This is a genomic window from Clostridium sp. YIM B02569 (assembly GCF_022320765.1).
Taxonomy (GTDB): Bacteria; Bacillota; Clostridia; order Clostridiales; family Clostridiaceae; genus Clostridium; species Clostridium beijerinckii.
In genome coordinates this window covers 99,038-111,833 of sequence record NZ_JAKJJX010000021.1, presented here as the reverse complement: position 1 = coordinate 111,833, position 12,796 = coordinate 99,038, and the positions used below count along the sequence as shown (strand labels likewise).

Genomic DNA, 12,796 nt, shown 5'->3' with positions numbered 1-12,796 from the left:
GGGGCATATTTAATAGCCAAAATACTAATTAAGATGGCCAAGTTAAAAGATGAAGGAAAAGAAATATCAAGCCTTATAGAAAATTTAAAATATCCTAAGGAAAGTATGGATATGAGAATAAACATAAAGAGGGAAGATTTTAAATCATATGGAGAAATGATAATAGAAGGCTTGAAGAAATATGTAGATCATGTGAATGGATGGACTATTGAACCTAAAAATTATGAAGGGATAAAGATAAATTGCGATAAAGAAAATGGAGATGGCTGGCTATTGTTAAGATTATCGCTGCATGAGCCTGTACTGCCACTAAATATAGAATCGGATTCGGAAAACTCTATTAACATAATATTAGAAAGATTAATGCCATTTTTAAGAAAATATGAAGATTTGAATTTAGATAACTTTAGCAATATATTTGAAGTACAATTAAAAAAATAATAAGGGCATTTTGGACTTGTTATTTTCTTTCATATGCCTTAAATGATTTTTGATTGGAGTGATTGTATTGAAGATAGCAGCCTCAATAATGTGCGCGAATCAATTAGAACTTCATAGTGAACTAAAAAAATTAGAAGATGCAAAGGTTGATTTATTACATTGCGATGTAATGGATGGAGTTTTTGTTAACAATTTAGCTATGGGACCTTATGTATTGGAACAAATAAAGAGTGTTACCAATATTCCTCTAGACATACACTTGGCAACTGTAGACACACTGAAATATATAGATATGTATAGCTATCTAAATCCAGAATATATATCATTTCATATTGAAGCAAGTAAAGATGTAGAAATAGATATAAAGAAGATTAAATCAAAAGGAATAAAAGCATCAATTGCTATAAGTCCAGAAACGTCATTAGAAAGCGTAAAACCATATTTACAGGATATAGATATGATTCTTGTTATGACTGTTAATCCTGGTTTTTCAGGACAAAAGTTTAATTATAAAGTTCTTGATAAGTTAGATGAATTAAATAAATATTTATCAACACTTAGTAATAGACCATTAATAGAAGTTGATGGATGCATAAATAAAGAGACAGTTAAGGAATTAAAACATAAACAAATAGATGTTTATGTTTTAGGTACATCTGCATTATTTAACAATAAAATAGAGGATTATAAATCTAAGATAAATGAAATAAAAGAAATTAAATAATAATTTTCGCCAGTATTTAAGTATAAACCAATAATCACATACAAGAATATTAAATATTATAATCATGCTTTCACAATTTTAAATTTTTATTAAAACTGCTACAGAGAAATTTTTGTAGCAGTCTTTTTTTTCATAAAGATATTTATATATGTTGCTATAATAAATTTACAATTAGGCCTATAGTAAGCTAAGCGTTAAAATAAGATTGTAATTTAGAAAATTGAGTGTAATATATATTTACGGGGTGTAAAGAGAAAAATTTATATTAAAGAGAGATTATAATATTTAAATTTGAAGGAATATAAAAATATTATATAGGCAAAAGTACATGTAGTAATTAAAATAATATTATGAAGATATATTGCATTACATAAGATACGGGGAGGAAATACAATGTTAAAGATAGGTTGCCATTTATCGGCTTCAAAAGGATTCAAGAATATGGGAGAAGAGGCTATTAGTATAGGCGGAAATACATTTCAATTTTTTACTAGAAATCCAAGAGGTAGTAAAGCAAAGACTATAGATGAAACAGATATAAAAGAATTTTTAAAGTTAGCAGAAGAAAATAATTTATCTAAAATATTAGGTCATGCACCATATACATTAAATGCTTGCTCTGCAGATGAGAACACAAGAAATTTTGCAGTAGAGATAATGAAGGATGATTTAGAAAGGATGGAGTATATTCCTAATAATCTTTATAATTTTCATCCAGGCAGTCATGTTAAGCAAGGTGTGGAGATTGGAATTAAATATATTTCAGATATGCTAAATACAATTCTTAAGCCAGAACAAACAACTACTGTATTGCTAGAAACAATGGCAGGAAAGGGCACAGAAATTGGACACACATTTGATGAATTAAAAGAGATTTTAAATAATGTAGAATTATCACATAAAGTAGGTGTTTGTCTTGATACGTGTCATGTTTATGATGCAGGGTATGATATTGTTAATAATTTAGATGAAGTAGTAGAACAATTTGATAAGATAATTGGGTTAGATAAATTATGTGCAATACATTTAAATGATAGTATGAATCCATTTGGAAGTCATAAAGACAGGCATCAAAAAATAGGAGAAGGTTCTATTGGATTAGAGGGAATTAAGAATATTATTAATCATCCAATGTTATGCAATTTACCATTTTTCCTTGAGACACCAAATGAGATTGACGGATATGCAAGGGAAATAAAATTATTAAAGAGTATATACCAAAATTAAAAATATTTAGTGATAAAATTATAGACTGTGTATAGCGTAATTTTACTAATCAAATTGCATGATGAATAAAAAATAATAATATAGCAATATTACTTCTATAATAAATATTAAGTAATATAGAGAATTATGATATACTTAAGCTGTCAAAATATACATAAAAGGTGGAAAAAGTTATGAGGATCACGAAGAAGAAAAGTTTTGTTTTTATAACAATTATAATGGGAATATTTTTATTGGTAGGTTGCGGAAATAAAAATGCTAGCAATGGAAAAGGGGAAGCAGATAATTCCTCTAAAACAAGTGAAAGCAATGAGGCAACTCCATCAGCAAATAGTAAGGACCTGCCAATAGCTACTATAAAAGTAGAAGGATTCGGAGAAATTCAAGCTGAATTATATCCGGAAATTGCTCCTAATACTGTTAACAACTTTATATATTTAGCCAATAAAGGCTTTTATAACAACTTAAAATTCCATAGAGTAATTAAAGGGTTTATGATCCAAGGAGGAGATCCTAAAGGAAATGGAACCGGTGGGCCAGATTATTCAATTGAAGGGGAATTTACTTCTAATGGTTTTGCAAACAGTTTAAAGCATACAAAAGGAGTATTATCTATGGCAAGAGCACAAGACCCTAACAGTGCAGGAAGCCAATTTTTTATAATGTCAGGAGATGCACCAAATCTTGATGGAGAATATGCTGCTTTTGGAAAAGTAATATCAGGGTTAGATATAGTAGATAAAATTCAAAATGTAGAAACTAATTCTGCTGATGCACCTAAAAAGGATGTTGTAATTACATCAATAACTGTTGATACAAAAGGTGTTGAATACAAAGAACCGAATAAAAAGTAAATTTAAAATGTAGCTTAGAATCTAAGAATAAATGATTTAGTGGAGACTTATATGACTAATATCAATCATATAAGTCTCCACTAAAATTTTATCAGGCATTTATTGGATAGCTTGAGTAATGGAGTTTATTTTATCACTGGGATGCTTATTCCAATTATTTTTCCAAGATTTAATACATTCATATAGGATTATAATTAACATAGCAAGTATTATAACTGATAACACGGTTAATGTAGTCTTACCATTTGGAATATAGTTATTAAAGATATTTTCAATAGAAGCTGTTGAAGTCGTTATAGCGATAAATATCATAGGTAATATTGTTATAGGGGTATATTTCTTCTTGCCCATCTCTATAAGTACAGAAGTTCCGATTGCAAAAGCAATTGCGGCAAGAGTTTGATTGGCGACTCCAAATAGAGGCCAAATAGTTGAAATGTTACCACTATAAAGTAAGGCTCCCCAGCTAAGTGACATTAATGCACTGAAAAATACTAGATTAAATTTAGAATCTTTTCTAGCAAGTGGTTTGTACATTTTGCCAAAAAGATCTTGTAATAAATATCTTCCTATTCTTGTTCCTGAATCTATAGTTGTTAAAATAAATAATGCTTCAAACATTATACAGAAATGATACCAATAAGACATTAAGGTTGATGCACCAGGTAGCTTTTGGAATACATATGTCATACCAACGGCTAGAGACACAGATCCACCAGGCCTTCCAGCAAGTTTCTCACCAACAAGTGATTCGAGCATTCCTAAATCTTTTGGGACCAAATTTAATTTATCAAAAACTTCTGGCAAAGAGTTTATGGCAAAATAGTCAGCTGTAGGCAATGAGGTAGCTGCAATCAATGCCATTAGGGAGACAAAAGCCTCAAGTAACATAGAACCATAACCTATTGGAAGAATATCTTTTTCGCTCTTTATTAGTTTTGGAGTAGTTCCAGTGCTAATAAGTGAATGGAACCCAGATAGCGCACCACAGGCTATTGTTATGAATAAAAACGGAAATACTTTACCGCTAACAACCGGACCACCACCATGAACGTATTGAGTTAGTGCAGGCATTTCTAAATTTGGTCTGACTATTATTATACCGATAACTAAAGCACCAATAACTCCAAGTTTCATATAAGTACTTAGATAATCACGAGGTAATAATAATAGCCATACAGGTAAAGCCGCAGCACAGAATCCATAGATTACTAATATTACAGATAGTTGTTTAGTATCAAGAGTCAAAAAATTACCAAGAGTTGTACCTTCAATTTGTGGCCCAAAGATGACCGCAAGCATTATTAAAGCCATACCTATTATAGTAGCCTCACCTATTTTACCAGGTCTAATGTATTTTAAATAAATTCCTATAAAAATTGCAATTGGAATAGTAGCCCCAACTGTAAATGTACCCCAAGGGCTATTATAAAGCGAGTTAACGACTGGCAAGCCAAGACCTGCCATTGTAATTATTAATATGAAGATAACTGAAATGGAAGTAATAAAGCCAATTCTTTTTCCTAATGTATGCTTTGCAATTTCTGCTATGGACTCACCATTAAACCTAACTGATGAGAAAAGCATTATCATGTCATGAACTGCACCTGCAGCAACGGAACCAATCAATATCCAGAGAGTACCAGGAAGGTAACCAAACTGGGCTGCTAAAACGGGTCCGATAAGAGGACCAGCTCCTGCAATAGCCGCAAAGTGATGACCTAGCAGAACCCACTTATTTGTTGGAACATAATCCTTGCCATCATTGTATATTTCTGAAGGAACTTTTTTAGATTCGTCTAAAACCAATACCTTTGCAGCAATGAAAGCACCGTAGAATCTGTATGATAGTATTAGAATTAAAGCACCAATAATAACTAAAACAATAGAATTCATATCTACATCCCCTTTGTGTAAATGTTTTCTTACATATATAATCTAACATTATAAATAAATAGTGACTATATTTTGTATGTGAAATGCTATATTTAGTGGATGAATTAACAAAATATTGAGGCGGTTTGCAGTAAGTTTTTATATAAAGGAAGTGAAAATTGAGATTTTATTACATAGTAGTATAATTTATGTATATAGAGGTGAAAGGGAGGTGATAGTATGTTGATGGTGAATATGCTAGAGAGAATGGCACTTATAACAATATTTATATATGTAATATTACAGACTAATATTATGAAGTGTTTCGTTAAGGACAAGTTTGATAGAAAAGATAACATAATGATGATTCTGATATTTTCACTCCTTGCTATTTTAGGAACTTATTTTGGAATATATATAAAAGATCAATCATTAGCAAATAGCAGACCAGTTGGAGCAATAGTTGCAGGATATTTAGGGGGACCTGTTATTGGAATTATAGTTGGATTTATAAGTGGATTGCATAGGTATTCATTTGGAGGATTTACGGCGTTAGCTTGCGGATTATCAACAATTGTGGAAGGCGCAATAGGTGGAGGATTTAGAATATTATTTAAGAAAAAGGGGCTAAACCCAGCTGTTGCAGGGTTAGCTGCAGTAGTAGCAGAAATTACTCAAATGATAATTATATTAATGTTTTCTAAAGATATAAATTCAGCAATAGATCTTGAGAAAACAATAGCATTATCTATGATACTTATAAATTCTATTGGTGTATTTTTAATAGTTATGGTAATTGAAAGCTCAAAAAAATTGGTTGATGGTGAAGTAAAACTTATAAAATTAAAAGAAGAAAATAAAGTAGCAGAATTAAAGGCTTTAAAAGCACAAATAGAGCCTCATTTTTTATTTAATTCTCTTAATGTGATAAGTGCATATTGTAGAACTGATGGAGAAAAGGCAAGAGAACTTATATTAAATCTTTCAAATTATTTTAGAGCTACGCTAGAAATAGAAGGAGATTTTTCTACATTAAAAAAAGAATTGGCTTTGATAAGGGCTTATGTAGCAATTGAACAAGCTAGATTCTCAAATAGACTAGAAGTGAAATTTTTAATAGATGATAATTTACTAGATATAAAATTCCCAATACTTGTACTTCAGCCAATTGTGGAAAATTCAATTAAGCACGGAATACTGAAAAAAATTAATGGTGGTATAGTAACAATTTCTATTAAAAATGATGAAAATGACGTTAGTATTGAAATTAGTGATAATGGGGTAGGCTTTGAAAATGCAGATGAATCTTTATCAACTGGACTTGGCCTTAAAAATATCAACAATAGACTTAGATTATTATATGGAGAAAGTTACTCTTTAAATATAGTAAGTTCAAATAATGGAAGCAGTGTTAATTTTAACATTCCAAAATAATTATTATAATTAATGGGGGGAATTAAATTGAAATTACTAGATGAGATAAAAGTAGCAATAGTTGAGGATGAAGCAATATCCAGCGATGAATTAAAATACATAATATCTAAGGATGGCAGATTTAAAGTTGTAGGGCAAGCATATGATGGAATAAGTGCATTAACTTTAATTGAAAGCGAGGAGCCAGATATTGCTCTTATTGATATCAATATTCCGGGAAAAAACGGAATAAAATTGGCAGAAGATGTAAAAGAGATATTTCCGGATATAATTCTAATTTTTTTAACGGCATATGATACTTATGCAATAAGGGCTTTTGAACTTAAAGTTTATGATTATATACTAAAGCCATATGATGAAAAGAGAATAGCGGAATCATTAAATTGTGCGTTAAATACAATTAGTAATAGAAATGAAAATGAAATAATCAATATATTAAGTAAGCTTGAAAATAAACAAGCATTGAAGAAAATCCCGTGTGAGAACAATGGAAAAATAATTCTTATCGATGTTAACAAAATTTCCTTCTTTTATTCAGAGGGAGAGAGGAATTATGTTAAGACTAATAAAGATATTTATTGTACAACAAAAACTTTACAAGAGCTAACGGAGAAAACAAATTTCTTTAGATGCCACAGGAGTTACGTAGTAAATCTTGAAAAAGTTAAAGAAGTTTACCCTTGGTTTAACGGTACTTATAAGTTAATTATTGATGATGATGAAAATAATGAAATACCGGTGAGCAGATCTCATGTTAAGGAAATAAAGATTATTTTAGGACTATAGTACTAGCTCCAGTTTTAGAAGTATATAAATTTTAGAAGAATATTAATTAAAATTGAGTTTTTAAATTAAAAAATTAGATGAATTTTTTGAATAAAATATTAATTTATTCATTTGTAGTTTATGAAAAAGTCTAAATAAGGGATACTCATTGTTAATCTTACCAAGATTAACAATGAGTATCCTTTATTTGGATTAATTATTATATAAAGTTCTGTATTATCTCAGTTATACAGTCTTTTTGCAGGCGCAATTATAAAAATTAATTTTGTAATTAATTTTATCAAGATTTCTTTGTAATTCAGCTATTTGGCTAATAACTTCTTCACGGTGTTTTATAAATATTTCTCTACGAACATCAATAGTATTATCACCTTTAAGGCATAACTGGATATATTCTTTGATTTGCTTTATAGGCATACCTGTATTTTTTAAACAACAAATAAGTTCAAGCCATTCTAAATCTTTTTCTTTAAAATCCCTGTTGCCTGACTCACTGCGATCCACAAATGGAAGTAAACCTTCTTTTTCATAATATCTAAGAGTGTGTGGACTTAAATGTGTTTTTTCAGCAACTTCAGCAATACTGTATCCCATAGTATTACCCTCCTTTAAACTGCATGATGTATTTTATAACTTAGAGTATACTCTAAGAGTAAGCATTTGTAAAATTGCATCAAAAAATTATTTCTAAAATGAAAAGTTATAAATGATGAATATGGTATTATAAATAAAAAATTACTTTTTAATTTTGGAACAATGACTTTAGTGCTGCAATAACGAAATTAACTTTTCATTTTAAGGTTTATTTTTCCAAAATATGTTGACTTAGAGTTAACTATAAGATGTAAAATATATATAGAACAATTTATCATATAAATTATCTATTTTAAGGAGGAATTACTTTGTTATATAGAGGGTTTGGAAAGACAAATGAAAAGGTTTCGGTTCTAGGATTTGGTTGTATGAGGTTACCTATTATTAATGGAGATACTACTAAAATTGACGAAGAAAAAGCTACAAAAATGATTCGCCACGCAATTGATGAAGGAGTTAACTATATTGATACTGCATACCCTTATCATGGAACAGGAATGGCAAGTGGAGGGGAAAGTGAACCATTTGTAGGTAGAGCCTTAAAAGGCGGATATAGAGAAAAGGTGAATTTAGCTACAAAACTTCCTAGTTGGGCAATTAAGACTAGAGAGGATATGGATAAATATTTAAATGAACAATTAGAGCAATTGCAAACAGATAGAATAGATTTCTATTTAGTTCATGCTTTAAATAAAGGTTCCTGGTAAAATTTAAAGAAGTTAGGAATAGATGAATTTTTAAACTCAGCAATTAAAGATGGAAGAATAAGATATGCAGGATTTTCATTTCATGATAAGTTAGAAGTTTTTAAAGAGATAGTGGATTATTATGATTGGTCATTCTGTCAAATTCAATATAACTATTTAGATGAAGAATTCCAAGCCGGAACTGAAGGCTTAAAATATGCAGCAGATAGAGGTCTTGGAGTTGTTATCATGGAGCCGCTTAGAGGTGGAAAAATAGTTAGAAATCTTCCGGATGTAGTTACTGATACATTTGATAAAGCAGAAATTAAGAGATCTCCAGCCGAATGGGCACTAAGATGGGTATGGAATCATCCAGAGGTATCTGTAGTACTAAGTGGTATGAATGTAATGGATAATGTTACTGAAAATATTAGAGTGGCAGGTAAAGCTTTACCAAATTCACTAACAGAAAAAGAGCTAGAAATAATGGATAATGTTAAAAAAGCATTTAAAGAAAGAATAAAAGTTAATTGTACAGCTTGCGAGTATTGCATGCCATGTCCAGCAGGCGTAAATATTCCTAAGAATTTTACATTATATAATGAGTATAATATATTCGTTACTCCAGCAACAGAAAAAGAACTTAAGGAAAGATATAATGGAGTAGCACCATCAGAAAGAGCAGATAAATGTGTTGAATGCGGTAAGTGTGAAAGCCATTGTCCTCAAGCAATCAAGATTCGTCAAGAATTAAAAAATGTTAAAACAATATTTGCATAAAGTAAAATATTACAATTCACAAAATAGTTTCTAGACAGTTGAAAAAGATCATTACATTCCAAAATAAGAAAAAAATGTATATATTCAAAAGAGTATTTTTTCGATAATTAAGAAGATATAACATTATATAGACAAAAATAAATTTATTAAAATCATACAAATGAGTTAAGGAGTGAGCTAAATGAGAATATTATATTACGATTGTTTTTGCGGTATAAGTGGAGATATGAATCTGGCAGCGATGTTGAACTTAGGAGTTCCTAAAGAATATTTATTTAAAGAAATTTCAAAGCTTAATTTAAATTCTGAATATGATATACAAATTAACAGTTCTGAGAAACTTGGAATAACAGGAACAAGAGTAGATGTTATATTAAAAGATGAAGTAAATAATTCAGATAACATAGGATATAAAGATTTTGAGAATTGCAGTACTGATATTATAGAAGATCACAGTCACTCTCACGTACATGATCAAGAGCACGATCATCATAATCATTCTCATGGTGAAGATGCTTCACATAATCATGAACACAATCATCCACATAGCCATGAACATGATTGTTCACATAATCACGAACAAGCTCATGTTCATAGCCATTCAGGAAATCACGATCATCATCATAGAAACTTAAAAGATATAGAGAATATAATAAATTCTAGTAACTTAAGTGAAAAAGTTAAGAATTTAAGTTTAAATATGTTTATGAGAGTAGCAGAAGCAGAAGCAAAGGTACATGGCAAAACATTATATGAAGTACACTTTCATGAAGTAGGCGCCATTGATTCAATTGTTGATATAGTAGGAGCTGCTATTTGTTTAGATTATTTAAAAGTTGATAAGATTATGGCATCTCATGTTCAAGTTGGTGGCGGATTCGTAAAATGTGCTCATGGTCTCATGCCAGTTCCAGCACCTGCGACCGTAGAAATATTAAAAGGCATTCCAATAAATGTTGGGGTAGTTCAATTTGAAACAACTACGCCTACAGGAGCTGCGATACTAGCTGAAAATGTTAAAGAATTTACTTCGAAAATAGATTTCTCTATAAAGAAAATTGGATATGGAATTGGACATAGAGATCTAGATATACCTAATGTTTTGAGAGTTTACTTAGGAGAAGACAATAGCTTAGAGAAGATAGAAGAACAGTATATATTGGAAACTAATATAGATGATATGAATCCAGAATTTTATGGATATATCGAAGAAAAGCTTTTTGATGCAGGAGCATTAGATGTTTTTAAAACTCCTATATTCATGAAAAAAGGAAGACCAGGAATAAAGTTAAGTGTATTAATTAGTGAAAAAATAGAAAAAGATATTTTGGACATAGTTTTTGAAGAGACGACATCTATAGGCGTAAGAAAATATAAATTTGAAAAAATAATGTTAAATAGAGAGTTTTCAAAGGTAGAAACTCAGTATGGAGAAGTAACAATCAAGAAATCATATTATAAAGGTAACTTAGTTAAATATAAGCCGGAATATGAGGAATGTAAAAAGATTGCAAAAGAGAATAACATAACTATGGAAAAGGTGTATAGGGAAGTTTATAAGCAAACTTCGAATATTTATAATGAGTAATTCTACAATCAAATTGAGAAAATAAAAATGTATAGGTGAGAGGCGGAATAGATAGATGATTAATAATGATAAATATAGTGAACTAGTGAAATACCTTAAAGGATTAGGAAAAGTAGTTTTAGCATTCTCAGGGGGAGTAGATAGCACATTCTTACTTAGAGTAGCCAAGGAAGCTCTTGGAGACAATGTAAAGGCAGTAACGATTTTATCACCTTACATTCCTAAGTGGGAAATAGCAGAGGCTAGAGAATTGGTAAGGGAATTGGGAGTTCAACATGAAATTATTGAGGCTCCAATTATTGATTCAATTAAATTTAATCCAGAGGATAGATGTTATCTTTGTAAAACAGCTGTATTCACTATGATATTAAATGTAGCAAAAGAACAAGGTTATAATTGTGTAATTGATGGGACAAATTTTGATGACATAAGTGATTATAGACCAGGTCTTAAAGCGTTAAAAGAACTAGAAGTAAGAAGTCCGCTATTAGAGTGTAAATTAACTAAAGCAGAAATAAGAGCATTCTCTAAAGAATTGGGACTTAACACTTGGGATAAGCCACCTTATGCTTGCCTTTTGACAAGGATACCTTATGGAAATGAGCTTAAGGTAGAAGATTTTGAAAAGATTGAAAATGCAGAAAAGTATATGATGAGTATAGGTTTTAGAGCTGTTAGAGTACGATGTCATGGTGATTTAGCGAGAGTTGAAGTAAGCAGGAATGATAGAAGTAAACTATTTAATGAAGAACTTTTAGATACTATTGCTGAAAAAATAAAAGAATGTGGATTTAAATATGTAACATTAGATTTGCAAGGTTATAGAGTAGGAAGTTTTAATGAAACTATAGTAAAAAAAGAAGATAATCAAAATAAATAGTAATATTTTAGAGATAAATTAAAATGGTGTAATAAGGTAGTGTAGAAGATCTCAGGAGGATAAAGCTAATGAACAAAGAAGAAATTAAAGAATTATTAGAAAGTGTTAAAAATAACAAGTTGAATGTAGATGAGGCACTTGAAAAATTGGAAGATCTACCTTTTAAAGATTTAGGTTTTGCTAAAATAGATAATCATAGAGAAATTAGGGTTGGCTATCCGGAAGTAATATACTGCGAAGGTAAGACTGTAGAGCAGGTTAGAGATATTGTAAAATTTATGATTACAAAAAATAATAATATATTAGGAACTAGAGCCAATGAGGAAATGTATAATGCAGTCAAAGAAATATGTGAAGAAGCAAAATATAATAAACTTGGTAGAACAATAACTATTAGGAAAAATGAACAACCTCTTACGGAGAATTATATAGCAATTGTTGCAGCAGGGACTTCAGATTTACCTGTTGTAGAAGAAGCATTTGAAACAGCGAGTATATTAGGCAATAGAGTTGAAAAAATAACTGATGTTGGAGTTGCAGGGATACACAGACTTTTTTCAAAACTGGATGTCATTAGGGGGGCAAAAGTCGTTATAGTAATTGCAGGTATGGAAGGTGCATTAGCGAGCGTTGTAGGAGGACTTGTAGATAAGCCAGTAATAGCAGTGCCAACAAGTGTTGGATATGGTGCTAATTTCGGAGGAATTGCAGCTTTATTATCTATGCTGAATAGTTGTGCTAGCGGTGTTAGCGTAGTTAATATAGATAATGGCTTCGGGGCGGCATATAATGCTAGTATTATTAATAAGCTGTAGTTTTTTACAATGATTTTATATGGTTAATTAATATTTAAAATTCAGTATCCAATTGTTTAGTTAGGAAAGAATATAATTAACATTATAAATATAAAAACAAAAGGGAGGAGGA

General features: G+C 30.2%; 10 protein-coding genes and 2 pseudogenes. 10 read left to right on the top strand and 2 right to left on the bottom strand.

All coding sequences use genetic code 11. The features are described from left to right. The 4 genes and pseudogenes from L3B96_RS18580 to L3B96_RS18565 form a co-directional block, all read left to right on the top strand. Window positions 1–441, top strand: a pseudogene (locus L3B96_RS18580) (phosphomannomutase/phosphoglucomutase); the annotation flags it as partial. 67 nt (window positions 442–508) lie between these two features. After that, complete coding sequence (locus L3B96_RS18575) at window positions 509–1,165, top strand: ribulose-phosphate 3-epimerase (protein ID WP_023973690.1); 657 nt, start codon at window positions 509–511, stop codon at window positions 1,163–1,165. 393 nt (window positions 1,166–1,558) lie between these two features. Then, a complete protein-coding gene (locus L3B96_RS18570; RefSeq protein ID WP_238948275.1) occupies window positions 1,559–2,392 on the top strand; it encodes a deoxyribonuclease IV in 834 nt (277 codons plus the stop codon). 173 nt (window positions 2,393–2,565) lie between these two features. Then, on the top strand, window positions 2,566–3,246 hold the full coding sequence (locus tag L3B96_RS18565; RefSeq protein ID WP_017212525.1) for a peptidylprolyl isomerase: 681 nt from the start codon (window positions 2,566–2,568) through the stop codon (window positions 3,244–3,246). A 99-nt stretch (window positions 3,247–3,345) separates the two neighbouring features. Here the strand turns inward: L3B96_RS18565 and L3B96_RS18560 are convergent, their stop codons facing one another. Continuing rightward, the gene (locus L3B96_RS18560) at window positions 3,346–5,142 is read right to left on the bottom strand and encodes a carbon starvation protein A (RefSeq protein WP_171787290.1); all 1,797 of its coding nucleotides are present in this window, start codon (window positions 5,140–5,142) and stop codon (window positions 3,346–3,348) included. Window positions 5,143–5,361: 219 nt separating this feature from the next. On the opposite strand from L3B96_RS18560, the gene L3B96_RS18555 reads away from it, so the two are divergent. Further along, entirely contained in the window at window positions 5,362–6,555 is a 1,194-nt protein-coding gene (locus tag L3B96_RS18555) for a LytS/YhcK type 5TM receptor domain-containing protein (protein WP_238948274.1), read from the top strand. 27 nt (window positions 6,556–6,582) lie between these two features. Continuing rightward, window positions 6,583–7,341 carry a LytTR family DNA-binding domain-containing protein gene (locus L3B96_RS18550; RefSeq protein ID WP_238948273.1) on the top strand — a complete coding sequence of 253 codons (759 nt, stop codon included), beginning with the start codon at window positions 6,583–6,585 and terminating at the stop codon, window positions 7,339–7,341. A gap of 225 nt (window positions 7,342–7,566) precedes the next feature. On the opposite strand, the gene L3B96_RS18545 is transcribed toward L3B96_RS18550, so the two are convergent. Next, the gene (locus tag L3B96_RS18545; RefSeq protein ID WP_065416017.1) at window positions 7,567–7,935 is read right to left on the bottom strand and encodes a MerR family transcriptional regulator; all 369 of its coding nucleotides are present in this window, start codon (window positions 7,933–7,935) and stop codon (window positions 7,567–7,569) included. A 308-nt stretch (window positions 7,936–8,243) separates the two neighbouring features. Between L3B96_RS18545 and L3B96_RS18540 the strand changes: the two are divergent. The 4 genes and pseudogenes from L3B96_RS18540 (at window position 8,244) to larB (ending at window position 12,684) form a co-directional block, all read left to right on the top strand. After that, a pseudogene (locus L3B96_RS18540) lies at window positions 8,244–9,401 on the top strand (aldo/keto reductase). 181 nt (window positions 9,402–9,582) lie between these two features. Then, window positions 9,583–10,989 carry a nickel pincer cofactor biosynthesis protein LarC gene (gene larC, locus L3B96_RS18535; RefSeq protein WP_238948272.1) on the top strand — a complete coding sequence of 469 codons (1,407 nt, stop codon included), beginning with the start codon at window positions 9,583–9,585 and terminating at the stop codon, window positions 10,987–10,989. Window positions 10,990–11,044: 55 nt separating this feature from the next. Beyond that, a complete protein-coding gene (gene larE, locus L3B96_RS18530) occupies window positions 11,045–11,869 on the top strand; it encodes an ATP-dependent sacrificial sulfur transferase LarE (RefSeq protein WP_011967908.1) in 825 nt (274 codons plus the stop codon). 68 nt (window positions 11,870–11,937) lie between these two features. Beyond that, on the top strand, window positions 11,938–12,684 hold the full coding sequence (gene larB, locus L3B96_RS18525) for a nickel pincer cofactor biosynthesis protein LarB (protein ID WP_011967909.1): 747 nt from the start codon (window positions 11,938–11,940) through the stop codon (window positions 12,682–12,684). The last annotated feature ends 112 nt before the right edge of the window (window positions 12,685–12,796 follow it).